Below are 23,430 nucleotides of genomic sequence, written 5' to 3'. Positions count from 1 at the left end.
CGCATAAGAAATGATAGGCCTGTCAGTCGCGAGTTCTCTCACGAGAAGCTGTCGTAGCCGGCGCGGCCTTCATCCAGCAGACGCCGGATCACCGCGACGCCTTCGGCGATATCCTTGCGTTGTCTCGGCTGTGAAATGCCGAAGCGGATGCCGTGGAAAGTCTGCTCGGAGCGACCGGCCTTGAACTGGTCCTCGTCATTGATCAGCACCCCGTGCTCGAGGCAAGCATTCTTGAAGGTGCCGGAAAGCCACGGGTCGGGCAAAGTCAGCCAGACAAAGGGCACCTTGTCGTGCGACTTGAACGCGAAGCCGGCCAAAGTCTCGCGCACGATCGCGATGCGGGCGCTGATTTCGGCGATGCTGCGCTTGCGGATATCGCCGGCCTGACCGGAAAGCACCAAGCGGGCATTCAGCTCCGCCAGCAGGAAGGGCATCCCGCCGGTCATCATCTTGTGGGCGACACGGATGCGGTGGCGGTAGGCGGGCGGGCAGGAGAGCCAGCCGCCGCGCACACCGGCCGCGACCGACTTCGACAGGCCGCCGGCGACAATGGTGCGTTCAGGGGCATACTCGGCCAGCAACGGCGTCGGATCATCGGTGAGGTGGCCATAGAGATCGTCCTCGATGAGAACGACATTGTATTCGCGTGCGACGCGCGCGATTGCTTCGCGGCGCGCCGCCGACAAGGTCACCAGTGTCGGATTCTGCACCGTCGGCATCAGGAAGATCATCTTGGGATGCTTTTGCGCGCAGACGCGCTCGAAATCCTGGGGATCGATGCCTTCATCGTCCGATGCCACCAAGGCCGTCCGCCGGCCGATCAGACCGGCGCTGCGGGAAATCTGTGAATAGGTGAGGTGCTCGAAGGCGACATATTCGCCCGGCGTGGTCAGCGCGGCGATCGCTGCCATCACCGCGGCATGGGTGCCGAGCGTCGGGACAATGGCGTCGGCATTTGGGTGAAACGAATTGCGCGACAGCCAACGGGCGCCGGCTTCGTACCAGCGGTCGGGAAAATCCCTGACGTAGCTTGAAATCTCATGTGGATGGTCCTGCGCCACGCGCGACAGGACACCGGAGACATCAGCGCCCTGGCCGACGTCGGGCGCCGCCATGCTGTCGAAACGCAGCTCGCCGCGCGGCGCATCGATCGTGCGTATGCCTTCGCCGCTGACGTCCGGAGCCAGGAAGTCCGGTTTTGCGCCATCGGCGCGCTGGCCGAGCACATAGGTTCCGCGTCCGACTTCGCCGCTGACCAGCCCGCGCTCGCGCAGCAATTGATAGGCCCGGCCGACGGTGCCGACGGTGGTGCCGATGTCGTAGGCGAGGTCGCGCTGCGGCGGCAGCTTTGCGCCGGCATCGATCACGCCCCGATCGATGTCCGTTTCGATGGAATCCGCCAGCCGCTGATACAGCGGGCCGGAGCCGGCAGTGAGATCTGGAAGCCAATTTGTCATGGTGACAATTTTCTATATTGCGTCGAATTCTGAGTCAATACATATCAATCGCGTGCCAAAAAGGGTGCAATTTAGAATTCTGGTAGAAAGAAAATGAATACAATCGCGACAATTCGTCATTCGGGCGCCGCGTTATCAGGCCAATCGACACGCCCATCGGGTCAGCGCGGCTTTGTCAGCCGTCTGGTGCGCCTGGTCAGATCGCTGGCGAGATGGATCGACAACCTGCTGGAGCGCCGCCGCAGCCGGCTGGCGCTGCTGGAAATGACCGACGACCAGCTCAAGGATATCGGCATTTCGCGCTGCGATGCCCACCTCGAGGGCATCAGGCCGTTCTGGGACTGAAGCTAGCGGAGTTTTGGAGCCCTGGTGCGTGCAATGCCATGGTCTGCAAGGACGGCGACCACGCACAGCACGAGAAAAAGTCCAGTGATGGCCAGCGCCGAGATCGCGACGCTGGCTGCGCCGTTCTTGGCGACGTCAAGGAACGGGTAGGGCACCTCGCCGGCAAGCGGCGCCCGCGCCAGCGCATAGATCAGATAGGCGATGGGATAGAGCACCCACCAGGAAATGTCGCTCCAGCGTGTCCTGCCGTCGGCGCCTGATATCAGCCACCACAGCACGAACAGCACCGGCGTCACATAATGCAGCAGGACATCGCAGAGCAGGAACAGTCCCTGCGGTTGCCAGAGTTGTGCCAGCACCGTGGCATAGATGATGAAGACCAGCGTGATCGAAACCGCAACGCCGGCCCGTATCCGTCTCCCGGCGAAGGCCGGCAGCCAGGCATAGCCAGAGGGCGACAGCAGCGACGTATGCACCAGCACCGCGCCGATGTTGGTCAGGATGGTGAAGAAGCTGAACAGGAAGACGATGGAGCCAAGCAGGCTTCGACCGGCTTCCATCGACGCCGGAATGGTGATGCAGAACTGCAGGACGAGCCCGGCCAGACCGATGACCAGACCCGCGATCTGCAGGAACCGGCCCATGGGCTAGGCTGTCGCGGCGCAGGCCGGATTGCCGGCTTGCCAGCGGGCGATGTCAGAGCCGATGCGGGCGCCGAGCGGGTCGTTCATCAGCGGGCCGAAGGCATCGACGCGGCTTGAATTGCCTTGCGCCTGCACGACCAGCAGCGGTTTGCCGCCATAGTGCTTGGCCGGCACCAGCAGGAAACGCGGTGTGCCGCTGAACGAATTCAGTTCGTTGGCCATCTGATACTGTTTGAAGGCCGGGTCCTTGCTAGCGATCCAGCATTTGTGGGCCGCTATCGCCACTTGTTCCATGGCCAGAAGCGCTGCACTTTTGCCTGACGGGACTGGCGTGCTCTTCGGGGTCGACTGGCAGGACACCAAGGCGAAACCGGCCGCGGCAACCAGCGCGATCGTCTTGCTCCTGATCAAGCGGCACCCATCTCAAGTTCGGACAGAAAGATCTTCGAACCGTCGGTCATCTCGCCCCACACCCGCGACAATGCCGGGTGCTGCGAGGCGATCTGCTCATAGGCATCGAATTTGGGATAGGCGTCGAGCAGGTCGTGGCGCCCTGTCATGGCGCGGAAATTGTTGAAGATGAACCGTGTCGGTGTCAGCCAGGCATCGGCGAAACTGATGTCGTCACCGAGCGCGAAAGGCCCTTGCGCCATGCGCGCCTCGATAGCCGCCAGCCCGTGATGCAGGCGGGCGAATTGGGCGTCGATCTCGACAGTGTTTCGCTTCGGCCCGAAATGAAGTTCGAAAAGCTTCATAGTTGGGGTCAGCACATCGAGATCGGTGATGCGGGCGAACATGCGCACCAGCGCACGGTCCTTGGAGTCGGGCGGCAGCAGCGCCGGTTCCGGAAACCGTTCCTCGAGATATTCGGCGATGACCACCGACTCGACGATGGTTTCGCCCGAACCGGTGATCAGCACCGGAATCCGGTTCATCGGTGAGATGGCGCGAAACGCTTCAGGGATCGGAAAACCCGGTGGCGGCGCGATGATCTTGAGCGGCACATCCTTGATGTAGGCTAGTGCCCGCACGATCGACGAGTAGGGCGACAACGGCCGCGAATAGAGTTTCATGACCGTCTCTCTCCCCAATGAATCGGACTTGCCCTGATAAAGAGACAGGAATGTCCGGCTGTTTTCAAGCTGTTCGCTTCGATGACGTCAGGCAGCGATGCCGAGGACACTTTCGAACAGTCCACGGCCGTCCGTGCCGCCATGGGCTGCTTCGATCAGGTTTTCCGGGTGCGGCATCAGGCCGAGCACGTTGCCCTGGCTGTTGACGATGCCGGCAATGTCGTTGATCGAGCCGTTGGGATTGGTGCCGTCGGCATAGCGGAAGACCACCTGGCCTTCGCCTTCGAGGCGGGCAAGTGTGTCGGCATCGGCGAAATAATTGCCGTCATGATGCGCGACTGGCGAACGGATGATCTGACCCGGCTGATAACGGCGGGTGAACATGGTGTTGGCATTGGTGATCTCGAGCTTCACCTGCCGGCAGACGAATTTCAGCGAGGTGTTGCGCATCAAGGCGCCCGGCAGCAGGCCGGCCTCGACCAGGATCTGGAAACCGTTGCAGACGCCGATGACCGTAACGCCTTGCGCCGCCTTTTCGGCAACCGCCCGCATGACCGGCATGCGCGCGGCAATCGCGCCGCAGCGCAGATAGTCGCCGAAGGAAAAACCGCCCGGAATGGCGATCAGGTCGACATCGGGGATTTCGGTGTCGGTCTGCCAGACGGTGACCGGCGGCTTTCCGGAAATCTTGGTCAGGGCGGCGATCATATCGCGGTCGCGGTTGAGGCCAGGCAGGAGGACGACGGCTGATTTCATTTCGGTTCGTAAGGCCTCTGTGTTTCGGCGAGTTCGCGCAGGTCCAGACGTCTGTCTATGCGTTCAAGGCGCTCGTCTTGTCGGGCGAGAATGCCATAAACGTTATGAATGTCGCTTTGCGTGGCCACCATGTGACCCCGCATCACATTCAATTCCCGTTTCGTCTCGGAGACATCCTGACGAAGCTCACCGATTTCGTGATGCACGCGCTTCAGAAGCTCGAACATCAATTCATTCGTGACTTCCGGCATAGTGCCTCCGACACAACCTCAGGTAAGTGTCACACTATAATTCTCAATCACCGTATTCGCCAGCAGCTTGTCGCACATGGCCTTGAGGTCCGCTTCGGCCTTGGCCTTGTCGCTTTCCGCCAGCTCGACGTCGAACACCTTGCCCTGCCGCACCGCGCCGACGCCGCCGAAGCCCAGGCCGGACAATGCGTGTTCGATCGCCTTGCCTTGCGGGTCGAGCACGCCGTTCTTAAGGGTGACGGTAATGCGGGCCTTGATCACGCTGGACATGCTCCTGTTCTGACTATCGGGTTGCAAGCCGCAATCAGTGCGGCTTGCCTTTGATGCCTTCGGTCGAGGCGACAAGCACAGGGCCGGTCGGGCGCGGCGGCTCGTTCTCGTTCATGATGCCGAGGCGGCGGGCAACTTCCTGGTAGGCCTCGACAAGGCCGCCCATGTCGCGGCGGAAACGGTCCTTGTCGAGCTTGTCCTGCGTCGCCACGTCCCACAGCCGGCACGAGTCCGGCGAAATTTCATCGGCGACGACGATGCGCATCATGTCGCCCTCGAACAGGCGGCCGCATTCGATCTTGAAGTCGACGAGCTGGATGCCGACGCCCATGAACAGGCCGGAGAGGAAGTCGTTGACACGGATGGCCAGCGCCATGACGTCGTCGATTTCCTGCGGGCTCGCCCAGCCGAAGGCGGTGATGTGTTCTTCCGAAACCATCGGGTCGTCGAGCGCATCGGCCTTGTAATAGAATTCGATGATCGAGCGCGGCAAAACGGTGCCTTCCTCGATGCCGAGGCGCTTGGACAGCGAACCGGCGGCAACATTGCGCACCACCACTTCGAGCGGAATGATCTCGACTTCCTTGATCAGCTGCTCGCGCATGTTCAGCCGGCGGATGAAATGGGTCGGGATGCCCATGCGGTTGAGATGGTTGAAGATGTACTCGGAAATGCGGTTGTTGAGGACGCCCTTGCCGTCGATGACTTCATGCTTCTTCTTGTTGAACGCGGTTGCATCATCCTTGAAGAACTGGATAAGCGTGCCCGGTTCGGGTCCCTCATAGAGGATCTTGGCCTTGCCTTCATAAATGCGGCGGCGATTTTTCATCTGATTTTTCTCTGGGGTTTCGGACAGGCGGTATCAGACCATTTTCTGTCCGTCTGCCTGAAATAGTGCGGCTACGGTGGGGTTCAATGCCGGGTCTATCCCAATCACATCGTTTGCTCAATCGGCAAATCCTTCCAATCAACCGCTTTCGGGACTGAAATGCCGCAGCGCAGCATGCGATGAAGCGTATTGACCGGCCCGCGACCTTTTGGTTTGTGCTTTGGCAACACACATATTCACTGCCAACGAATCGAATTTGACCCGGAGGGACGCCATGAGCAGCATGAAAGACCGCGAAGAGGGCTTCGAGCGCAAATTTGCTTTCGACGAGGAACTTCGGTTCAAAGCCTCGGCGCGCCGCAACAAGGCGCTCGGCCTGTGGGCCGCCGAAAAGCTCGGAAAGTCGGGCGCCGACGCCGACGCCTATGCCAAGGAAGTGGTTATTTCCGACATCGAGGAAGCCGGCGACCACGACGTGTTCCGCAAGATCCGCAAGGATTTCGACGCGGCCGGCGTCGACCAGTCTGACCATCAGATCCGCCGCACCATGGACGAGCTGATGGCGCAGGCGATCGAGCAGATCAAGAACACCTGATCCGGGCCAAAGCCGGTTCCGCAAAAGTGTCCCACGGTTTTTGCGACAGAGAACCTGCGACAGACAAAGAATGACTGGACCAATCGACCGCCCGGCCTATCCGGGCGGTTTTTCTTTGCCTTTGCCGCGGTTTCCGGCTGAAACTGCTGATGTTAACGAGGAAAGAGTCCATGTCCCTGAAGTCCCGCCTTGCCGCCGATGAAACGCTGTTCACCGCATGGTCCGGTGTGCCGGATGCCTTGACCGTCGAAATCGTCGCCAAGCAGGGTTTCGACGCCGTTACGCTCGACATGCAGCATGGCGGTCATCACGAGGACAGCGTGCTGCGTGGCCTGGTGCCGGTGCTCGCTGCCGGCAAGCCGGCGCTGGTGCGCATTCCCGTCGGCCGTTTCGACATGGCAAGCCGCGCGCTCGACTTCGGCGCCGAGGCTGTCATCGCTCCGATGGTGAACTCGGTTGCCGATGCAAAACTGTTCGCGGCCGCGATGAAATATCCACCGCTCGGCGAGCGCTCCTGGGGGCCAACCTACGCTTTTCCGCGCCACGGCAAGGGCGACCAGGCCGACTGGCTGCGCGACTCCAACCAGCGCACCATGGCTTTCGCCATGGTCGAGACGCGGGCGGCCCTTGATGCGCTCGATGGCATCCTCGACACGCCGGGCATCGACGGCATCTTCCTCGGACCATCGGATTTCTCGATCGCCTGGAGCAATGGCGCCACGATCAATTCGACGCTGGAAAGCATGATGGAGACGGTGGCTTCGGTCGCCGAGCGCACCCGCAAGGCCGGAAAGCACGCCGCGATCTATGTCGTCGAGCCGGCAATTGCCGGCCGTGTCGTGTCGATGGGCTACCGCCTGCTGGCCATGGGCTCGGAACACGCGCTGATCGGGCTCGGCGCAAAAACCCTGATCAAGAGCGTCAGGGATTCGATCGACTCCTGAAGACGCTCAGGCCTTCAGATCCGTCAGGAATTTGGCGAAGGTCATCGAACCTTCGGGCCACGGCCCGAAGCCCGAATCCGCGTTGAGGTGACCGGTCTCGCCGGCATCGATGAACAGTGAGCCCCACGCCCCGGCGATGTCCTCGGCGACATCGAAGGCGCAGAACGGGTCGTTGCGGCTGGCGATGACGATGGATGGAAAAGGCAGCGGCTCGCGCGGGTAGGGACCGAAGGTCATCAGATGCCTCGGCTTGACCTTGGGATTGGCGACATCGGGCGGCGCCACGAAGAAGGCCCCGGCAACCGGCTTCCTGAACTGCGCAATGGCTTGCACCGCCGCGGCGACACCAAGCGAGTGCGCGACCAGGACGACCGGTTTCTCGGCCTCGTTGACGGCCTTGGCCACGCTCGCCGTCCAGTCCTCACGCACCGGCTTCGACCATTCCGTTTGCTCGACGCGGCGCGCCGTCGACAGCTTCGACTGCCATCGGCTCTGCCAATGATCGGGGCCGGAATTGGTGTAACCCGGCACGATGAGAATATCTGCGTCTCTAACCTTCATGACGCTGAGATAGCGAGCAGCGCCGCTTCGTGCAACGGGCACGAACAGCGCTCTTGATCACAATAGTGAACACGATGTTCGCTTCTTCGCGTCTTGTGTGAACGATGCCGATGGACGATCTGTGGTCAGGAAAAGAAACAGCCGTGTGCGGGAACCCTGACTTTGGAACTGACACGACGTACAATGATTGGCGGCGCGGGGCTTCTCGCCCTGGGAGTTTCATCGCAAGCCGGTCGAACGGAGCATCTGATGAGTGAACTGCCTTTTGCCGCCACCACCCCGGTCAGCGTTGCCCGCGTCGGGTTGAAGGCACGCGACGCCGAAAGTCTTGCCGCATATTATCGCAAAGTTGTTGGTCTGCAGGAGTTGAGCCGCGCCGATGGTGCGATCACGCTGGGCGCCGCCAACCGTCCGCTGCTGGTCATCGAGGCCGATCCTTCGGCCAAGCCGGATGATCCGCGTAGCGCCGGCCTCTTCCATACAGCCTTCCTGCTGCCCAGCCGCGCCGATCTCGGCCGCTGGATCAACCACGCCATATCAGACAAGATCGCTATCGAGGGCGCTTCCGACCATCTGGTCAGCGAAGCGCTCTATCTGACCGATCCCGAAGGCAATGGCATCGAGATCTATGCAGATCGCCTTCCCAAGGACTGGAAGTGGAATGGCGACAAGATAGCCATGGCGACGGAGCGGCTGAACATCCCGTCCGTCGTTGCCGAAGTACCGGCGGGTGACGCTGGTTGGCAGGGCGCGCCGGAAAACAGCATTGTCGGCCATGTCCACCTGCGCGTCGGCAGGCCGGAAGACGCCGAAGCCTGGTGGAACCAGGAATTCGGCTTCGACACGATGGCCAAATATGGCGGCCAGGCGGTGTTCTTGTCGTCGGGCGGCTATCACCATCACATCGGCGCCAACGCCTGGCAGAGTTCGGGCGCCGGCCGCCGCGATTCCACCCGGTCTGGTCTGGCCTGGGTCGAAATGCGTTCGGACAATGTGACGAGCCCGGTAACCCGTGAAGATCCCTGGGGCACGGTGATCAGGGCTGTTCCCGGCAAGGCCTGACCGGCCTCCGGAACATCAAACAAAAAAGAGGTCCGCCGGCTATGGCCTGCGGACCTCTTTTTATTCCGGACGTGTCTCAGGCCTCCCCGAACACCCGCTTGAAGATCGTGTCGACATGCTTGGTGTGATAGCCCAGGTCGAATTTCTCGCGGATTTCGGCTTCCGGCAGCGCTGCGATCACTTCCTTGTCGGCCAAAAGTTCTTCAAGAAAATCAGCGCCTTGCTCCCAAACTTTCATGGCGTTGCGCTGCACCAGCCGGTAGGAGTCTTCACGTGACAGGCCGGCCTGCGTCAGCGCCAGCATGACGCGCTGCGAATGCACGAGACCGCGGAACTTGTTCATGTTCTTCAGCATGTTCTCGGGATAGACGAGCAGCTTGTCGATGACGCCGGTCAGCCGTGACAGCGCGAAATCGAGCGTCACCGTGGCGTCCGGCCCGATCATGCGCTCGACCGAGGAATGCGAGATGTCGCGCTCGTGCCAGAGTGCCACATTCTCCATCGCCGGGAGCGCCATGGAGCGCACCATGCGGGCAAGGCCGGTGAGGTTTTCGGTCAGCACCGGGTTGCGCTTGTGCGGCATTGCCGATGAACCCTTTTGGCCCGGCGAAAAATACTCTTCCGCTTCCAGCACTTCGGTGCGCTGCAAATGCCGGATTTCGATCGACAGCCGCTCGACCGACGAGGCGATGACACCGAGCGTGGCGAAGAACATGGCATGGCGGTCGCGCGGAATCACTTGCGTCGACACCGGCTCGGGCTTCAGGCCAAGCTTTGCCGCCACATGTTCCTCGACATAGGGGTCGATGTTGGCAAAGGTGCCGACCGCGCCCGAAATCGCGCAGGTGGCGATGTCTTCGCGCGCATGCACCAGGCGTTCGCGGCACCGCGAGAACTCGGCATAGGCCTGCGCCAGCTTGACGCCGAAGGTGGTCGGCTCGGCATGGATGCCGTGGCTGCGGCCAATGGTGACGGTGTCCTTGTGCTCGAAGGCACGGCGCTTCAGTGCTGCAAGCAGGCCGTCGATGTTGGCGAGCAGGATGTCGCTGGCGCGGGTAAGCTGCACGGCAAAGCAGGTGTCGAGAACGTCGGAAGACGTCATGCCCTGGTGGATGAAGCGCGCATCCGGCCCGACGAATTCGGCAAGATGAGTGAGGAAGGCAATGACGTCATGCTTGGTGACGCGCTCGATCTCGTCGATCGCCTCGACATCGAATTTTGCCGCACTGCCCTTTTCCCAGATGGTTTTTGCCGCTTCCCTGGGGATGACGCCGAGTTCGGCCAATGCATCGCACGCATAGGCTTCGATCTCGAACCAGATGCGGAACCGGGTTTCGGGCGACCAGATGGCGACCATTTCCGGCCGGGAATAGCGAGGGATCATCGGTCAGTCCTGACGTATCGAGAAGTTTGCCCGCGTCCTAACAGAGGCGGGCAAAATGCTCAACGCTGCTGGCGCGCAAACCAGACGCCCGCGGCAAACAACGCGACGAAACCCAGCGGAAAATAAAGCCGGATGCCCAGCACGACGAACTGATAGAGCGCGATCAACGTCGTGAAGACGAACTGGAGGGCCCAGGTGTGGGTGAAAGCAGGTGCATGCCACTCGGCATAGTAGGAGCGGTACTGCAAGGCAAACAGCCCGCCGGTCAGGCCGATCGTCGCCGCGGCGAGGCACACGAACGCCGCCGCGAAGGCGACTTCCCAGCGCCTTCCCTGCGACACCAGCCGCGCCGCAAACAGGCCAATCGGAAAGGCCAGCGCAGCTCCCACGGCGAACAGCAAGGTGACAATGCGGATTTTCGCCGGTGTCTCCCAGTCGTCCAAAAACAGGGTGACGAGCGCGCTGGCGCCCATCGTCACCGCCCACAATAAGGCGCCGAAAAACGCTGTGCGCGGCGTCGGTATCGCGTGGCGAAGGCGGTTCAGCGCACGATCGCGCCTGGCGGGTTGAACAAGCGGTGTCACAGCCGGCCGGTCACCGCGATCCAGCGAAAGTCCGGCCCCTCGAAGCCGTATTGGCGCACCGCGATCAGCACCGCATAGGTGCTCAGACTGTCGATTGAAAAGGTCTGCACGGCGCCGATGCGATAGCCGTTCGGGCAACCCCGGCTTTTCGGTATCGCCTTGTCCTCGTGCAGCAGCTTGGTGGTGCCGCCATCCTGCGCCTCTATGCGCAGCAGCCGGAAACCATTGATCTCGCCCTGGCTCTCGCAACCATCGGTGTTGTTCATGCCGACCTCATCGAGGCGGAACTCGAGCGGTGGGTCTACCGGCGAAAAGATCGGGCGCGGGTTGACCGCCATCCGGTGCGGATCGGCCGAAAGCTCGGTCACCGGGTTGAAACCCGCAGTGATGCCGCGGTTGGCGCTCAGCTCGGCCTGGCTGACAATGGCTTCGCCTTTTTGCCGGGCCTGAAGGCGCGCCGCGTCCAGTTTGGCATTCTCGTCCTCGAGCCGGACCCGGATCGGCGTGCCCTTGAGGAAGCTGTCGGTGCTGGTGTCGATGTAGTAGCGGTTGGCATAGGGAAAGCCCGATCCATCCTGCACGCCATATTCCTCGAAAGCGAAGACGCCGCCGTCCTTGGTGAAGCCGAGGATTTCAAGCTCGGCGACATCGCCGGCACGTGCGGCGATCGAGGTCGCAAAATGTGCAAGCAAGCCAACGGCAAACAGAAAGAGCATTCGCATCGGTCTTCACCCCCGTGATCGTTTCAAATCCCCTAGCACGACGAAATCAAAACGTCGTGCAGTGCGAAAGCCGATGCATCCAATCGGCCCGTCATTTGTTAATGTCGGCAGTCCCAATGGAGAACCACCATGACCGACACCAGCAAAATTCGTGAGCATATGGAAGTCGTCGGCGCCGACGGCGTGCATGTCGGCACCGTCGACAAGGTCGACGGCCAGCGCATCAAGCTGACCAAGGCCGATAGCGGCGAGGGCGCTCACAAGGGCCATCACCATTACATTCCCCTGAGCCTGATTGCCGAGGTCGATGGCAAAAAGGTCTGGCTGTCGGCGAATTCCGATGTCGCGGTGACGTTCGAGGAAGAAAAGTCCGATCCGGTCTGATCAACCCCTTCGCGTCACCCCAAGCGTGACGACCAGACCGGAAACAGATCGTTTTCGGCAGGCGTTGCTGCATAGACGCCGCGGCTGATGGCACGCGCCATCGTGGCACCGGCAGCGGCGTAAAGGTCGATTGCCGCGTCGGCGGAAAGTTCGATGCCGCTCGTGCCTGTCGCCAGCGCGAACACAAGGTCGCCGTCGGCCGGCGTGTGTGTCGGCCAGATGGCGCGCACGAACCCGTCATGCGCCGATATCGCCAGGCGCTTGGCGGCAGCCTTGGTGAGAACCGCATCGGTGGCAATGACGGCGATGGTGGTGTTGCCGCCGGTCTCCATCTGCCTGCCAAAATGCTTGTCGCGATATTTCAAAAGAATCTGCTTCGCGTCGTCCGGCATAGGCGAGGGATAGCCAAGCCCGCCGAATTCGTCGCCGATTTCGAACGGCGCCGCCCAGAAATGGCGGGTTCGGCTAACGGTTACCGAACCGGTCGGATTGACGGCGGCCAGCGCACCGATGGTGATGCCACTGTCCAGCAACGTCGAGGCGGAGCCGAGGCCGCCCTTCAGCCCCGAAGTGAGCGCGCCGGTGCCGGCGCCGATCGTGCCGAGTTGGAAATCGACGGTGGCGGTTTGCACTGCTTCATAGCCAAGCTCACGGTAGGGTGGATAACGGCCCCAATCCTTGTCGCCGCCATTGCGCAGGTCGAACAGGATCGCCGATGGCACGATCGGCACGCGAAAACCGCCGACCTCCAGGCCGATGCCGCGTTCGCGCAACGCCGCCTGCACCCCGGATGCCGCGTCGAGGCCGAAAGCCGAGCCGCCAGAAAGCACCACGGCGTGCACCACCTCGACCGAATTGTGCGGCTCGAGCAGATCGGTCTCGCGGGTGCCCGGCGCACCGCCCAGGATCTGGACGCCCGCCACCGTCGGCCCATCGCAAAGGATCGTCGTGACGCCTGATTTCAGCCTGGCATCCGACGCATTGCCGACGCGCAGGCCGGCAACGTCGGTGATCAGGTTGCGCGGGCCGGTGCGAAACATCAGTTGCTTTCCAAGGGCGCAAAGCGTGTGCCGTCGAAGCGGAAGACGCGATAGGGGCTCTGGCTGAGATCGCCTTTCGCATCAAAGCGGATCGGCCCGATCGCAGTGGTGAAATCCTGTCCGGTCAGGGCTTCAGCCAGCGGCTTGCCCGAGCTTTCAGACAAGCCTGCCGCCGCCTTGGCGATTTCGACCGCCGCAAAGGCGGGCAGCGTATAGCCGTCAGGCACGATCTTCTGCGTGGCAAAGGCCGCCAGAACTTTGGGGTCGGCGACATCGGCCCATTCCGGCGGTGCGATCATCAGTGTGCCCACGGCATAAGGCACATCGCCCGGCGGTGTGCGGAGATTTTCGCCGCCGGCAAAGACGATACCGGCCTGGAGCTGTGCGGCATCGCGGCCCATGATAGCGATGTCGTCGCCGTCGCCGCCGGCAAAAACATGCGTGGCGCCGGCCTTCTTCAGCCGACCGATCATGCCGATCTGATTGTCGAGCTGTGGCCGGAACGTGTCTGTGAATACCGGTTTCAGCGCCGCCTGCTCGGCCGCAGCCCGCAACGTTTCGGCGATTTCACGGCCATAGATGGTGCCGTCGTCGATGATGGCGAACAGCTCGTTCTGCCACAGATGGGTGAGGGCAGAGGCGACAGTGTTGCGCTCATCGTCGCCGCGCGGCCCGAGGCGATAGACCGGCCAGCCGGTCTTGGCGCGGCGGTCGGTCAGGCTTTCGGTTCGCACGCCAACGGTTATGACCGGAATGTTGGCGTCCTTCAGGATCGGCATCGCTGCCTCGATCGCCTCGGTGCAGAGAAAGCCGACCACGATATTGACCTTGGCCGCGACGAATTCCCTGGCCGCCGCAGCGCCGCCGTCGGCGGTGCAGGCGTCATCTACGGTCTTGAGTGCGATGCCGTTCGCTTCGGCCGCCAGACCGGTGCCGGCCTCGATCTGCTTGCCGAGAATGGCCGATGGTCCCGACAGGGGCGCGGCGACGCCGACCAGCAGCGTCTGGGCGCTGGCGGCGCTGGCCATGAACAGCCAGAACAGCGCCGCTATTGTTCTTGTCCTGGGTCGCATTCGAGCGATGAAGTCCTCCGTGCCGGTTCTAAGGTCCTGGCACTATTGCCGCCAAGACCTAAAGGCTGCCCGGCCTTGGTGCAACACGCGAATTTCGGGATATAGCTCAGGCACTTCGCTTGTGGCGGGCTATGTCTGGCCATATATGTCGGTAGGATCCTGACCATGGAAGAAATACGGTGCTGAAGAAGAACGACATTGGGCCGCAGGCCTATCGCGACGCGATGAGCCATTTTGCCGGCCACGTCCATGTGGTCACCACCGACGGGCCGGCCGGCAAGCGCGGCGCGACGGTGATCGCGGCCTGTTCGGTGTCGGATACCCCGCCGACCATTCTGGTCTGTCTCAACCGCGAAAATGCCAAGAACGAGCCGTTCGTTAAAAACGGCAAATTTGCCTTGAACACGCTGGCTTCGCACCAGGAGCCGTTGTCGGTCGGCTTTTCCGGCATCACCGGCCTGCCGGTCGAGGAGCGCTTCGCGCTCGGCGAGTGGGACGTGATCTCCACTGGCGCGCCAACGCTGAAGGGCGCGCTCGCCGTGTTCGACTGCGAATTGATCGACACCAAGGACCTGGCCACCCATCGTGTGCTTTTTGGCAAGGTGACAGGCCTGCGGATGGGCGATAATTTGCGGCCGCTGATCTACCACGCCCGCGGCTACCACGTACTGGAAAGCGGAGCGGCGGCGTTCACGGAGAAAGAATGACCGAGCTGAAACCGCGCGCCGCGCCGCGGACGATCGACGAGACGCTCGATCTCCTGACCGGCGCGGACTATGTGGCGGACCGGTCGCTGGCGACCGTGCTGTTCCTGTCGTTGCGCATGAAGCGGCCGCTGTTCCTCGAGGGCGAGGCCGGCGTCGGCAAGACCGAGATCGCCAAGGTGTTGGCGCAGGCGCTCGGCCGCCGGCTGATCCGCCTGCAATGCTATGAAGGCCTCGACGTCTCGTCCGCCGTCTATGAGTGGAACTACGCCGCGCAGATGATCGAGATCCGCATGGAGGAGGCAGCCGGCAAGGTCGAGCGCTCCGCCATGGAGCGCAACGTCTTCTCCGAAAAATACCTGATCCGCCGCCCGGTGCTCGATGCGCTGACCGGCAAGACGGGCGCCGCCCCGGTCTTCCTGATCGACGAGCTCGACCGCACCGACGAGGCGTTCGAGGCTTTCCTGCTCGAAATCCTGTCCGACTTCCAGGTGACGGTGCCCGAACTCGGCACCATCAAGGCGGAAGAACCGCCGATCGTCATCATCACCACCAACCGCACCCGAGAGATCCACGATGCGCTGAAGCGGCGCTGCCTCTATCACTGGGTCGACTATCCCAATGCCGAGCGCGAGCTGGAGATCGTGCGCCGCAAGGTGCCGCAGGCCAACCAGCGGCTTTCGGCCGAAGTGGTCTCCTTCATCCAGAAGCTGCGCCAGATCGAGCTGTTCAAGGTGCCGGGTGTCGCCGAAACCATCGATTGGGCCGGCGCGCTGACCGAGCTCGACAAGGTGGCGCTCGATCCGGAAACCGTGTCCGACACGATCGGCGTGCTGTTGAAATACCAGGACGACATTGCCCGCATCGAACAGGGCGAAGGCCGGCGCATCCTCAACGAGGTGAAGGCCGAGCTTTCGGCGGCGGAGTAGGCGATGCCGCGCCCCGAACCGAAAGAAGCGACGGCGGATGGGCGGATCGCCGACAACATCGTCTATTTCGCCCGCACCTTGCGAAAGGCCGGCATGCGGGTCGGGCCGGCCTCGGTCAAGGATGCCATCGAGGCGGTGCTGGTCGCCGGCATAGGGTCGCGCGACGATTTCTACTGGACGCTGCACGCCGTGCTGGTGTCCAGGCATGAGGATCACGCCACTTTCGACGAGGCCTTCCGGCTGTTCTGGAAGTCGCGCGAACTGATCGAGAAGATGCTGGCGATGTTTTCGCCGGTGGCGCCTGATGTCAGGGAAAAGCAAAAACCCCGCACGGCCGAAAACCGCGTCAGTCAGGCGATGTTCGAAGGCCACCAGAAGAACCAGCCGCGCCAAGAAATCCCCGAGATCGAGGTCGACGCCCGCTTCACCTTCTCCGGCAACGAGGTGCTGCGGGCCAAGGATTTTGCCCAGATGAACGCCGCCGAAATGGCCGACGCGAAAAAGGCGATCGCGCAACTGCGGCTGCCTTTCGACATGGTGCGGACGCGGCGCTTCAAGGCCGATGCGCATGGGCGCCGCATCGATCCGCGCGCCATGATGCGTTCGGCCGCGCGCACCGGCGGCGAACTGATCCTGCCAAAATTCCGCTCACCGCGCGAAGTTCATCCGCCGCTGGTGGTGCTGGCCGACATTTCCGGCTCGATGAGCCAATACACGCGCATTTTCCTGCATTTCCTGCACGCGCTCACGGAAAAACGCCGGCGCGTGCACACGTTCGTCTTCGGCACAAGGCTGACCAACCTGACCCGGCAGATGCGCCATCGCGACCCGGATGCCGCACTTGCCGACTGTTCGGCGGCGGTCAAGGACTGGTCGGGCGGCACCCGCATCGGCGACACACTGGCCGAGTTCAACCTGATATGGTCGCGCCGCGTGCTGGGGCAGGGCGCGGTCGTGCTTCTGATCACCGACGGGTTGGAGCGTGACGATGTCGGCGGCCTGTCGGAGGAAATGGAGCGCTTGCACAAATCCTGCCGGCGGTTGATCTGGCTGAACCCATTGCTGCGCTTCGACGGTTTCCAGGCGCGCGCCCGTGGCGTCAAGGCGATGCTGCCGCATGTCGACGAGTTCCGCTCGGTGCACAATCTCGATGCGCTCGCCGATCTCTGCGCGTCGCTGGACAAGAAATCGATACAATCCGTCGATCCGCGCCGATGGCTGGACGCTGGCGCGAGGCACGCCGCATAACCATATCTTTCCAATCCGAAAACGGATCCTCAAGAAAAACAGACTCCTAGAGAAACGGTCATGGAAAACAGCATTTATCTGGATGAGGCCCGCGATCCGCTGATCATCGCGGAAGGCTGGATGAAGGACGGCAAGGACGTGGCCATCGCGACAGTGGTCGAGACCTGGGGTTCGGCGCCCCGACCTGTAGGCAGCCATCTGGTCATCGACGCGGACGGCAATTTCCACGGCTCCGTTTCGGGCGGCTGCGTCGAAGGCGCTGTTGTCACCGAGGCCATCGACGTCATCGACAGCGGCAAGGCCAGGATGCTGGAGTTCGGTGTCGCCGACGAAACCGCCTGGCAGGTCGGCCTGTCCTGTGGTGGCCGCATCAAGGTGTACGTGGAAAGGCTGGGCTGATCTCGAATGGACCCCTACGCGCTGAAAACGCTCAATGCCGAACGCCGTGCCCGCCGCGCGGCGATCCTTGTCACCGACCTTGGTGATGGTCGCGACCGCATCGTGCGCGAGGGCGACCAGGTCGCCGGCGATCTCGGCGCTGCCATCGCGAAAGCATTCCGCACCGGCAATTCCGGATCGGTCGAAGCAGAGGGTCGAACCTTCTTTCTCAACGCGCATCTGCCGCAGCCGCGTCTGGTGGTGATTGGCGCTGTCCATATCAGCCAGGCGCTGGCGCCGATGGCGAAAATCGCCGGCTATCCCGTGGAGATAATCGACCCCCGCACCGCCTTCGCCACGCCGGACCGCTTCCCTGACGTGGCGCTTCATGCCGAATGGCCGGAGGATGTGCTGAAGCGCCAGCCGCTCGACAGCTACACCGCACTTGTCGCTGTCACCCATGACCCGAAGGTCGATGATTTCGCTCTGAAAGCAGCGCTCGATGCCAACTGCTTCTATGTCGGCGCACTGGGCAGCCGCAAGACGCACGCCAAGCGGGTCGAACGCCTGCTGGCGCTGGGCGCAACCACTGACCAGATCGCCCGTATCCATGCGCCGATCGGGCTCGATATTGGTGCTGCCAGCCCGGCCGAGATCGCCGTTGCGGTGTTGGCGCAAGCGATCCTCGCCTTCCGTTCGCGCGGGCTGGACGCAAAAGGCGCCGTCGCGTGAAATTCGGCCCGATCCCGGTCGAGATGGCGGAAGGCGCGGTGCTGGCGCACGCCACCACCGCCGGTGAACGCCGCTTTCGCAAGGCGCACAGGCTGAGCGCCGAAGATGTGGCGCTGCTGCGGGCCGCCGGCATTTCGCAGGTCGTTGCAGCCGTACTGGCCGCCGACGACCTCGGCGAGGATGCCGCCGCTCAACGAATAGCCGAAAGCATGACCTTTCGCGGCATCGAGGCCAGGTCGGCCGCGACCGGGCGGGTCAATCTCCATGCCAAAGCGTCGGGCATCTTCACGGTCGATGCCGCTATGATCGATGCCATCAATGCCATCGATCCGGCCATCACCATCGCCACACTGGCGCAGCATGCACCGGTCGAGAAGGGCCAGATGGTCGCGACGGTGAAGATCATTCCCTTCGCGGTCAGTTCGGCGTTGGTCGACGCGGCGACAAAAATCTGCGCCGGTGGTGAGATCTTTGCCGTCAATGCCTACAAGCCGGTGCGTGTCGGCGTCATCCAGACGGTTCTGCCGGGCATCAAGCCAAGTGTGCTGGACAAGACACTGCGCGTCACCGAAGCGCGGCTGGCGCGCACCGGCGGCAGGCTGACGGCGGAGCGCCGCACGCCGCATGAGATCGCGCCCGTCGCGGAGGCCGCGGCGTCACTGGCGCGCGACAACGACATGGTGGTGATCTTCGGCGCCTCGGCAATGAGCGATTTCGCCGATGTCGTTCCGGCCGCGATCGAGAAAGCGGGTGGTACCGTCATCCGTGCGGGCATGCCGGTCGATCCCGGCAGTCTGCTGGTGCTGGGTACACTCGACGGCAAGCGCGTCATCGGCGCACCCGGCTGCGCCCGCAGTCCCAAGGAGAACGGCTTCGACTGGGTGCTCGACAGGCTGATCGCCGGCCTCGACGTGACCGCCAGGGATATTGCCGGCATGGGGGTCGGCGGGCTGCTGATGGAAATCCCGACACGGCCGCAGCCGCGCGAACCGCTGCCGGTCAAAAGCCAGCTCAAGGTTGGCATCGTGCTTCTGGCGGCGGGACGGTCGAGCCGCATGGGCGGGCCGAACAAGCTGCTGGCGCTGTTCGACGGCAAGCCGCTGGTGCGCCGCACTGCCGAGCGGGCACTCGGCTCGAAGGCGTCTAGCACGATTGTCGTCACCGGCCACCAGCGCGAGCGGGTGCGCACGGCGCTGGCGGGCCTAGATGTGACCTTCGCCGACAATCCCGATTTTACCGAGGGCCTCTCCACTTCGCTGAAGGCCGGCATTGCCTATCTGCCCGACGATTCCGCCGGTGTGATGATCGTTCTCGGTGACATGCCTGATATCACGTCCGATGACCTCGACAGGTTGATCGATACATTCCGCAAGGCCGGCGGCAATTCGGTGGTCCGCGCCTCGCATGACGGCAAGCGCGGCAACCCGGTGCTTTTGCCGCGTTCGCTGTTTCCGGCGATCGCCCATCTCGAAGGCGACACCGGGGCACGCCATCTGGTCGAGACCGAAGGGCTCGATGTCATCGATGTCGAGATCGGCGCGGCGGCGTCTGTCGATGTCGATACACGCGAGGCGCTGGAAGGCGCCGGCGGCGTGCTGCAGGATTGACAAACCCAAGCCGAATTACGCATGCCTTGGGCATGTTTTTTTGCCGCCAATTTTTCTGTGCCTTTGTAGTCGCGACCACGCTGCTGCCGTCGGTCGCACTAAGTCAGACGCCGTCCTTAAAACCCTTCAAGGACGATCTCTTCGCCTATCCAGCCACTTTGTCGTCAGACGCCAACGGTGCCTACACCGTCATCGATTACCGCGAGATGCGCGACATCAACCAGCGTGACCAGGTGCCCGAGCGCCGGGTGAACGCCCAATACACCGACACCAGCGTTCGCAAGGTGCAGCAGGATCTGCTCCTGAAGACCGATGCCGGCGATGTCAGGCATGTTGCGGTCGGCAAGACCGAGGGCGCCGGCATCATCGTGCTTTACCTGCACGGGCAGGGCGGCAGCCGCAAGCAAGGCGTCGACGACTTCACCTTCGGCGGCAATTTCAACCGGCTGAAGAATTTGATGGCCGGCAATGGCGGCCTCTATCTCAGCCCGGATTTTACCGATTTCGGCGATACGGGAGCGGCGCAGGTGGCGGCGCTGATCGGTCACTATGCCGAACAATCGCCCGGTGCGAAGATCTTCGTCGCCTGCGGCTCGATGGGCGGTGCGCTGTGCTGGAAGCTTGCCGCCCGCAGTGACACCGGCCGGCGCATCAATGGGCTGCTGCTGCTCGGCTCGCTTTGGGATGAGAGTTTCCTCGCCAGCCCCGCCTTCAGGCGCCATGTCCCGGTCTTCTTCGGCCAGGGCAGCCACGACGTGGTCTTTCCAGTGGCAAACCAGGAGGCGTTCTTTCGCTCGATCCTGGCCAAATCGAAGACCTATCCGACCCGTTTCGTTCGCTTCGAAACCGGTACCCACGGCACGCCGATCCGCATGACCGACTGGCGCGGCACGCTCAACTGGATGCTGTCGAAGGCGCCCTGATCGGTGCTGCCGGCAAGTCCGTGTGGCGCTCAAGGCGCGGTGTTGTAGTCGACAACCGTCTGCGGATTTTGCTCGCCGTCATAGGACGCATCGACGTCGTACTGGACCAGCGAGAAATTGCCGTTGCTAAACAGATACGTCCCCGCGTCGGACGCATCGCCGACGCCGCGCCACTTGTTGAACGTGGTGATCGTGTGGGCAGCCTCGTCATAGTCGGAATTGACCGCCCAGCCGGACGTCTGGAAACCGACGATAGTCATGCCCAGCAATTTGCCGTCGCTGTCATTGTTTTCGTAGCGGATGTCCATCTTGGGTTCGGCGAACTGCAATTGCTGCACGCCCGAGACGTCGTCGGTCATGTAGTAAATCGAGCTTTCATTGTAGGCCGCGGCCGAGCAGGAAAAATGGAACAGCCGTGTCTCCTTGTCGGGATCGCCGGGCTGCGCATCCTTGTCCTTGTATTTGATCGAAAAAACGGTCGGCTCATCGGCGAGGAACTGCTTGTCGCACTGGTCGCCATAGGTCGCCAGAAAGGCTTTCTTGGCCTGCTCCAGTGCGGTGTCTTTCTTCGGCGGTGGTGGGCCGTCGCCGCAGCTAGGCGGCAGCGCCTCCTCGAAATCGGCGGTGGAGGGTTTCAGCGCGCCTTTTTCGATGTGGATCGGATCGAAGGGCGGAGCCGCCTGGATCTGGGCATTCACCTGGCGCAGCGTATAGCAGCCAGCAAACACCTTTTCGCCGCCGCTCTTGTCGGTGGCGCGGATGGCGACGGGGACGTTGTAGAAAATGCTGCCGGCCGCACCTTCGTCGGAGACAGCTCCGGTGGCGACCTCGACCTTGTCAGTGCCGTCATAACCCTTGACGAAACTGTCGAAATCCTTTGCCGGCTTTGTATCGCCGAAATACCCCCACGCACGGGCGAATTCGTGCCGGCTGATGGCGCTGTAGAGCGAACGGACAACCGCATCGGCGCTCGACCGGTCGTCGACATAAGGCGCTTCGGGTGCATCTTCGGCGGCCAATGCCGTCTGGCCGATCGGGGCAAGGGAGAGAAAGGCAGTCGCTGCGAAAAGGGCGCGTCTCATCGGGAATCTCCGCTCGATGGGCAGATTCTACTCTGGCGATTGCGGCAACGTGGTGACGCGGCGTCGGCAGTCTTGAAAAATCCTGCGCGAAGGCGCTACGTCGCGTCCGCCGGCGTTCGGCCGGGCAGGAGATTTGACGTGACGATATCGATGTATGAGGCATCCGTGCCTGTGTTTTCAGCCAGGCTGAAAGCACTTTCCAATGTGCTGGCGACCGCCGAACAGAATGCGCTTGACCGCAAGATCGATCCGCAGGTGTTTTTGACCTCTCGGCTGGCGCCCGACATGTACGCTCTGACCCGGCAGGTGCAGATCGCCACTGATCACGCCAAGGGCGCGCCGTCCCGGCTCGCCGGTCGCGAAGTGCCGAGATACGAGGACAATGAGGCGAGTTTCGCCGATATCCAGGCACGCATCACGAAGACCCTGGACCTTCTGACGACGTTTTCGGCGGCCGAGTTCGAGGGCTCCGACGACAAGATCATCGAGCTGAAGCTTGGCGGACGCGAAAGTTCGATGCCTGGCATGCAGTATCTGCTGCATGTGGCCATGCCCAACTTCTATTTCCACCTCACCACGGCTTACGACATCCTTCGCCACAATGGCGTGCCGTTGGGCAAGGCGACGTTCCTGGGAGCGCGCTGAGGATTGACTTTTCGAGATGTCCCGGACTGATCCGGGACATCTGACGACTCCGATGGCAGTTAGCGAATGGACATTTCGCGGGCGATGCGCGGAAAATCGGCCGGCTTGATGCCGATGTCGGCGCGGTCGGCATTGCTCATTGCATGGAGCAGTGCGAGCGCCGAGCGGTATCTCAGATGCTCCTGCGGGCGCGGCCGTGCGAACATTTCAGTGAAGAAACCCATGATTCAGGCTCCAGTTTGGTCCTCCACGCCAGCCAGTATAGGTGAATCGTGACAATTGTGCAGTGCAGCATTTGCATGCCTGCCATGTCTTGGCGAATTTTTTTCGCCATTTCCTGAATCGATCGAAACTTTTGCGCGCCGCGCACCGTAGCCTCGAATGCTGGCTACATGGCCGGTTTTTCCTCGCCACTCCTGGCGAATTCCGGACTGCATGAAAGTGCAGTCCGGCTTTTTGTTTTTGGGATTGAGGAGGTTGAAGCGGCGAACCCGCGCAACGGCTAAATTCGTTAAGATCGGTGGCATGCATTTTTAACGAGCCGGCTCTATGCTCTGAAGCTTGCACGGTCGGGCAAGGGAGGCTGACATCGCTACTGGCGCCAAGCGGGATTTCGCTTCGTTGCTCGACGACCTCTTCGTCGCTTCCGACAAGGGCGACGGAATTGGGGATGACGAGATCGAGGGCGAAGAGGCCGGCGCTCGTCCATCCATCCCGTTCGACTATCTCTCGGTGGCCGATGAACTCCATTCCGGCCGCATCAAGGTTTCGGGCAGCGGCTTTGCCACCGAATATCGCGAGGCGGGTGCTGATCTGGCGACCGAATTCGCCGCCTTGCTCGAACACGCCAGGCTGGCTCTCGCCGGCGAAGAACCAAAGCCCGAGGAAAAGCTGCCGCCAATCGATCCCGAATCCATCGCGGTTGAACTTGGTCTCAACCAGCCCAAGCAGATCGCTGACTTCAGCCGCATGCGCCGCAGCTTTGCCTTTGCCAACCATCCCGACCGTGTCGCCCCGCATCTGCGCCAGCGCGCCATGATCCGCATGCAGGTGGCCAACATGCTGATCGACGAAGCGAAGCGCCGCGCGCTGGCCGGCGCTCGCCGCTAAACGCAGCTGGTTCACGCAAAAGTCGGTCTGCCGAGGCTTGGAGAGCGCCTCTGCTTTGCCTATAGATGCGCTTCCTCCCGCGCTACCGCGCACGCTTT

At 62.4% G+C, this 23,430-nt stretch carries 30 protein-coding genes; 14 read left to right on the top strand and 16 right to left on the bottom strand.

Annotated features, from left to right (window positions below):
* Window positions 1-38: 38 nt before the first annotated feature.
* Window positions 39-1,457: a PLP-dependent aminotransferase family protein gene (locus tag EJ076_RS22570; protein WP_126069314.1), complete on the bottom strand. Its 1,419-nt coding sequence runs from the start codon at window positions 1,455-1,457 to the stop codon at window positions 39-41.
* A gap of 93 nt (window positions 1,458-1,550) precedes the next feature.
* Here EJ076_RS22570 and EJ076_RS22565 point away from each other — a divergent pair, with 93 nt between their 5' ends.
* On the top strand, window positions 1,551-1,802 hold the full coding sequence (locus EJ076_RS22565; protein ID WP_126069313.1) for a DUF1127 domain-containing protein: 252 nt from the start codon (window positions 1,551-1,553) through the stop codon (window positions 1,800-1,802).
* Window positions 1,803-1,804: 2 nt separating this feature from the next.
* Here EJ076_RS22565 and EJ076_RS22560 read toward each other — a convergent pair whose 3' ends face one another.
* From EJ076_RS22560 to purC, 7 genes are all read right to left on the bottom strand, one after another.
* On the bottom strand, window positions 1,805-2,446 hold the full coding sequence (locus EJ076_RS22560) for a Pr6Pr family membrane protein (RefSeq protein WP_126069312.1): 642 nt from the start codon (window positions 2,444-2,446) through the stop codon (window positions 1,805-1,807).
* A gap of 3 nt (window positions 2,447-2,449) precedes the next feature.
* Window positions 2,450-2,857, bottom strand: coding sequence for a hypothetical protein (locus tag EJ076_RS22555; protein WP_126069311.1), 408 nt, complete (start codon window positions 2,855-2,857; stop codon window positions 2,450-2,452).
* Window positions 2,854-3,519, bottom strand: a complete 666-nt coding sequence (locus tag EJ076_RS22550; RefSeq protein WP_126069310.1) for a glutathione S-transferase family protein — start codon at window positions 3,517-3,519, stop codon at window positions 2,854-2,856. The genes EJ076_RS22555 and EJ076_RS22550 overlap by 4 nt, the downstream gene beginning before the upstream one ends.
* A gap of 87 nt (window positions 3,520-3,606) precedes the next feature.
* Window positions 3,607-4,275, bottom strand: a complete 669-nt coding sequence (purQ, locus tag EJ076_RS22545) for a phosphoribosylformylglycinamidine synthase subunit PurQ (RefSeq protein ID WP_126069309.1) — start codon at window positions 4,273-4,275, stop codon at window positions 3,607-3,609.
* Window positions 4,272-4,526 (bottom strand): hypothetical protein, encoded by a 255-nt coding sequence (locus EJ076_RS22540; protein ID WP_126069308.1) that lies wholly within the window; start codon window positions 4,524-4,526, stop codon window positions 4,272-4,274. The genes purQ and EJ076_RS22540 overlap by 4 nt, the downstream gene beginning before the upstream one ends.
* Window positions 4,527-4,544: 18 nt before the next feature.
* The gene (gene purS / locus EJ076_RS22535) at window positions 4,545-4,787 is read right to left on the bottom strand and encodes a phosphoribosylformylglycinamidine synthase subunit PurS (protein WP_027028126.1); all 243 of its coding nucleotides are present in this window, start codon (window positions 4,785-4,787) and stop codon (window positions 4,545-4,547) included.
* Window positions 4,788-4,830: 43 nt separating this feature from the next.
* Complete coding sequence (purC, locus tag EJ076_RS22530) at window positions 4,831-5,625, bottom strand: phosphoribosylaminoimidazolesuccinocarboxamide synthase (protein WP_056594372.1); 795 nt, start codon at window positions 5,623-5,625, stop codon at window positions 4,831-4,833.
* A 274-nt stretch (window positions 5,626-5,899) separates the two neighbouring features.
* On the opposite strand from purC, the gene EJ076_RS22525 reads away from it, so the two are divergent.
* Together EJ076_RS22525 and EJ076_RS22520 are read left to right on the top strand one after the other, a co-directional pair.
* Complete coding sequence (locus tag EJ076_RS22525; RefSeq protein ID WP_126069307.1) at window positions 5,900-6,220, top strand: DUF1476 domain-containing protein; 321 nt, start codon at window positions 5,900-5,902, stop codon at window positions 6,218-6,220.
* Window positions 6,221-6,390: 170 nt separating this feature from the next.
* Window positions 6,391-7,164: an HpcH/HpaI aldolase/citrate lyase family protein gene (locus tag EJ076_RS22520; RefSeq protein WP_109669658.1), complete on the top strand. Its 774-nt coding sequence runs from the start codon at window positions 6,391-6,393 to the stop codon at window positions 7,162-7,164.
* A 6-nt stretch (window positions 7,165-7,170) separates the two neighbouring features.
* On the opposite strand, the gene EJ076_RS22515 is transcribed toward EJ076_RS22520, so the two are convergent.
* A complete protein-coding gene (locus EJ076_RS22515) occupies window positions 7,171-7,725 on the bottom strand; it encodes an alpha/beta hydrolase (protein ID WP_126071115.1) in 555 nt (184 codons plus the stop codon).
* Window positions 7,726-7,974: 249 nt separating this feature from the next.
* Here EJ076_RS22515 and EJ076_RS22510 point away from each other — a divergent pair, with 249 nt between their 5' ends.
* The gene (locus EJ076_RS22510; protein WP_126069306.1) at window positions 7,975-8,787 is read left to right on the top strand and encodes a VOC family protein; all 813 of its coding nucleotides are present in this window, start codon (window positions 7,975-7,977) and stop codon (window positions 8,785-8,787) included.
* A 76-nt stretch (window positions 8,788-8,863) separates the two neighbouring features.
* Here the strand turns inward: EJ076_RS22510 and purB are convergent, their stop codons facing one another.
* The 3 genes from purB to EJ076_RS22495 all read right to left on the bottom strand — a co-directional run bounded on the left by purB (window position 8,864) and on the right by EJ076_RS22495 (window position 11,477).
* Window positions 8,864-10,171, bottom strand: coding sequence for an adenylosuccinate lyase (gene purB, locus EJ076_RS22505; protein ID WP_126069305.1), 1,308 nt, complete (start codon window positions 10,169-10,171; stop codon window positions 8,864-8,866).
* 59 nt (window positions 10,172-10,230) lie between these two features.
* Complete coding sequence (locus tag EJ076_RS22500; protein WP_109669836.1) at window positions 10,231-10,644, bottom strand: hypothetical protein; 414 nt, start codon at window positions 10,642-10,644, stop codon at window positions 10,231-10,233.
* Window positions 10,645-10,751: 107 nt separating this feature from the next.
* Window positions 10,752-11,477 carry a DUF2259 domain-containing protein gene (locus tag EJ076_RS22495; RefSeq protein WP_126069304.1) on the bottom strand — a complete coding sequence of 242 codons (726 nt, stop codon included), beginning with the start codon at window positions 11,475-11,477 and terminating at the stop codon, window positions 10,752-10,754.
* 129 nt (window positions 11,478-11,606) lie between these two features.
* Between EJ076_RS22495 and EJ076_RS22490 the strand changes: the two genes are divergently transcribed.
* Window positions 11,607-11,861: a DUF2171 domain-containing protein gene (locus tag EJ076_RS22490; RefSeq protein ID WP_013532118.1), complete on the top strand. Its 255-nt coding sequence runs from the start codon at window positions 11,607-11,609 to the stop codon at window positions 11,859-11,861.
* 14 nt (window positions 11,862-11,875) lie between these two features.
* On the opposite strand, the gene EJ076_RS22485 is transcribed toward EJ076_RS22490, so the two are convergent.
* Together EJ076_RS22485 and EJ076_RS22480 are read right to left on the bottom strand one after the other, a co-directional pair.
* Window positions 11,876-12,901 (bottom strand): P1 family peptidase, encoded by a 1,026-nt coding sequence (locus EJ076_RS22485; protein ID WP_126069303.1) that lies wholly within the window; start codon window positions 12,899-12,901, stop codon window positions 11,876-11,878.
* A complete protein-coding gene (locus tag EJ076_RS22480; protein WP_126069302.1) occupies window positions 12,901-13,974 on the bottom strand; it encodes an ABC transporter substrate-binding protein in 1,074 nt (357 codons plus the stop codon). The genes EJ076_RS22485 and EJ076_RS22480 overlap by 1 nt, the downstream gene beginning before the upstream one ends.
* 179 nt (window positions 13,975-14,153) lie before the next feature.
* Between EJ076_RS22480 and EJ076_RS22475 the strand changes: the two genes are divergently transcribed.
* The 7 genes from EJ076_RS22475 to EJ076_RS22445 are packed head-to-tail and all read left to right on the top strand — an operon-like array spanning window position 14,154 to window position 20,495.
* The gene (locus tag EJ076_RS22475; RefSeq protein ID WP_126069301.1) at window positions 14,154-14,681 is read left to right on the top strand and encodes a flavin reductase; all 528 of its coding nucleotides are present in this window, start codon (window positions 14,154-14,156) and stop codon (window positions 14,679-14,681) included.
* Complete coding sequence (locus tag EJ076_RS22470) at window positions 14,678-15,607, top strand: MoxR family ATPase (RefSeq protein WP_023810354.1); 930 nt, start codon at window positions 14,678-14,680, stop codon at window positions 15,605-15,607. Before EJ076_RS22475 ends, EJ076_RS22470 begins: the two co-directional genes overlap by 4 nt.
* Before the next feature lie 3 nt (window positions 15,608-15,610).
* Entirely contained in the window at window positions 15,611-16,855 is a 1,245-nt protein-coding gene (locus EJ076_RS22465; protein ID WP_126069300.1) for a VWA domain-containing protein, read from the top strand.
* A 60-nt stretch (window positions 16,856-16,915) separates the two neighbouring features.
* A complete protein-coding gene (locus tag EJ076_RS22460; RefSeq protein ID WP_056594403.1) occupies window positions 16,916-17,254 on the top strand; it encodes an XdhC family protein in 339 nt (112 codons plus the stop codon).
* 6 nt (window positions 17,255-17,260) lie between these two features.
* Window positions 17,261-17,965: an XdhC family protein gene (locus EJ076_RS22455; protein ID WP_126069299.1), complete on the top strand. Its 705-nt coding sequence runs from the start codon at window positions 17,261-17,263 to the stop codon at window positions 17,963-17,965.
* Window positions 17,962-19,572: a molybdopterin-binding/glycosyltransferase family 2 protein gene (locus EJ076_RS22450; RefSeq protein WP_126069298.1), complete on the top strand. Its 1,611-nt coding sequence runs from the start codon at window positions 17,962-17,964 to the stop codon at window positions 19,570-19,572. The genes EJ076_RS22455 and EJ076_RS22450 overlap by 4 nt, the downstream gene beginning before the upstream one ends.
* A gap of 32 nt (window positions 19,573-19,604) precedes the next feature.
* Complete coding sequence (locus tag EJ076_RS22445; protein WP_126069297.1) at window positions 19,605-20,495, top strand: alpha/beta hydrolase; 891 nt, start codon at window positions 19,605-19,607, stop codon at window positions 20,493-20,495.
* Window positions 20,496-20,524: 29 nt separating this feature from the next.
* On the opposite strand, the gene EJ076_RS22440 is transcribed toward EJ076_RS22445, so the two are convergent.
* Window positions 20,525-21,577, bottom strand: coding sequence for a DUF1176 domain-containing protein (locus tag EJ076_RS22440; RefSeq protein ID WP_109669690.1), 1,053 nt, complete (start codon window positions 21,575-21,577; stop codon window positions 20,525-20,527).
* A gap of 138 nt (window positions 21,578-21,715) precedes the next feature.
* Here EJ076_RS22440 and EJ076_RS22435 point away from each other — a divergent pair, with 138 nt between their 5' ends.
* Window positions 21,716-22,222 carry a DUF1993 family protein gene (locus tag EJ076_RS22435; protein WP_109669693.1) on the top strand — a complete coding sequence of 169 codons (507 nt, stop codon included), beginning with the start codon at window positions 21,716-21,718 and terminating at the stop codon, window positions 22,220-22,222.
* A gap of 59 nt (window positions 22,223-22,281) precedes the next feature.
* Here the strand turns inward: EJ076_RS22435 and EJ076_RS22430 are convergent, their stop codons facing one another.
* On the bottom strand, window positions 22,282-22,446 hold the full coding sequence (locus EJ076_RS22430) for a hypothetical protein (RefSeq protein ID WP_109669696.1): 165 nt from the start codon (window positions 22,444-22,446) through the stop codon (window positions 22,282-22,284).
* A gap of 397 nt (window positions 22,447-22,843) precedes the next feature.
* Here EJ076_RS22430 and EJ076_RS22425 point away from each other — a divergent pair, with 397 nt between their 5' ends.
* Window positions 22,844-23,332, top strand: a complete 489-nt coding sequence (locus EJ076_RS22425; RefSeq protein ID WP_126069296.1) for a hypothetical protein — start codon at window positions 22,844-22,846, stop codon at window positions 23,330-23,332.
* Window positions 23,333-23,430: the final 98 nt, after the last annotated feature.

Origin of the sequence: Mesorhizobium sp. M7D.F.Ca.US.005.01.1.1 (assembly GCF_003952545.1) — a bacterium.
In the GTDB taxonomy this organism is placed as follows: Bacteria; Pseudomonadota; Alphaproteobacteria; order Rhizobiales; family Rhizobiaceae; genus Mesorhizobium; species Mesorhizobium loti.
Note: the sequence above shows the minus strand (reverse complement) of the source record. Positions and strands in the feature narration are given on the sequence as shown.

Coding starts and splice junctions, on each gene's coding strand:
- EJ076_RS22540 (WP_126069308.1), bottom strand. CDS start 4,526: ATGCCGGAAGTCACGAATGAATTGATGTTCGAGCTTCTGAAGCGCGTG.
- EJ076_RS22445 (WP_126069297.1), top strand. CDS start 19,605: ATGTTTTTTTGCCGCCAATTTTTCTGTGCCTTTGTAGTCGCGACCACG.
- EJ076_RS22565 (WP_126069313.1), top strand. CDS start 1,551: ATGAATACAATCGCGACAATTCGTCATTCGGGCGCCGCGTTATCAGGC.
- EJ076_RS22480 (WP_126069302.1), bottom strand. CDS start 13,974: ATGCGACCCAGGACAAGAACAATAGCGGCGCTGTTCTGGCTGTTCATG.
- EJ076_RS22485 (WP_126069303.1), bottom strand. CDS start 12,901: ATGTTTCGCACCGGCCCGCGCAACCTGATCACCGACGTTGCCGGCCTG.
- EJ076_RS22510 (WP_126069306.1), top strand. CDS start 7,975: ATGAGTGAACTGCCTTTTGCCGCCACCACCCCGGTCAGCGTTGCCCGC.
- purC (WP_056594372.1), bottom strand. CDS start 5,625: ATGAAAAATCGCCGCCGCATTTATGAAGGCAAGGCCAAGATCCTCTAT.
- EJ076_RS22525 (WP_126069307.1), top strand. CDS start 5,900: ATGAGCAGCATGAAAGACCGCGAAGAGGGCTTCGAGCGCAAATTTGCT.
- EJ076_RS22455 (WP_126069299.1), top strand. CDS start 17,261: ATGGACCCCTACGCGCTGAAAACGCTCAATGCCGAACGCCGTGCCCGC.
- EJ076_RS22490 (WP_013532118.1), top strand. CDS start 11,607: ATGACCGACACCAGCAAAATTCGTGAGCATATGGAAGTCGTCGGCGCC.
- EJ076_RS22515 (WP_126071115.1), bottom strand. CDS start 7,725: ATGAAGGTTAGAGACGCAGATATTCTCATCGTGCCGGGTTACACCAAT.
- EJ076_RS22460 (WP_056594403.1), top strand. CDS start 16,916: ATGGAAAACAGCATTTATCTGGATGAGGCCCGCGATCCGCTGATCATC.
- EJ076_RS22550 (WP_126069310.1), bottom strand. CDS start 3,519: ATGAAACTCTATTCGCGGCCGTTGTCGCCCTACTCGTCGATCGTGCGG.
- EJ076_RS22470 (WP_023810354.1), top strand. CDS start 14,678: ATGACCGAGCTGAAACCGCGCGCCGCGCCGCGGACGATCGACGAGACG.
- purB (WP_126069305.1), bottom strand. CDS start 10,171: ATGATCCCTCGCTATTCCCGGCCGGAAATGGTCGCCATCTGGTCGCCC.
- EJ076_RS22430 (WP_109669696.1), bottom strand. CDS start 22,446: ATGGGTTTCTTCACTGAAATGTTCGCACGGCCGCGCCCGCAGGAGCAT.
- EJ076_RS22560 (WP_126069312.1), bottom strand. CDS start 2,446: ATGGGCCGGTTCCTGCAGATCGCGGGTCTGGTCATCGGTCTGGCCGGG.
- EJ076_RS22495 (WP_126069304.1), bottom strand. CDS start 11,477: ATGCGAATGCTCTTTCTGTTTGCCGTTGGCTTGCTTGCACATTTTGCG.
- EJ076_RS22465 (WP_126069300.1), top strand. CDS start 15,611: ATGCCGCGCCCCGAACCGAAAGAAGCGACGGCGGATGGGCGGATCGCC.
- purQ (WP_126069309.1), bottom strand. CDS start 4,275: ATGAAATCAGCCGTCGTCCTCCTGCCTGGCCTCAACCGCGACCGCGAT.
- EJ076_RS22570 (WP_126069314.1), bottom strand. CDS start 1,457: ATGACAAATTGGCTTCCAGATCTCACTGCCGGCTCCGGCCCGCTGTAT.
- EJ076_RS22500 (WP_109669836.1), bottom strand. CDS start 10,644: ATGGGCGCCAGCGCGCTCGTCACCCTGTTTTTGGACGACTGGGAGACA.
- EJ076_RS22520 (WP_109669658.1), top strand. CDS start 6,391: ATGTCCCTGAAGTCCCGCCTTGCCGCCGATGAAACGCTGTTCACCGCA.
- EJ076_RS22440 (WP_109669690.1), bottom strand. CDS start 21,577: ATGAGACGCGCCCTTTTCGCAGCGACTGCCTTTCTCTCCCTTGCCCCG.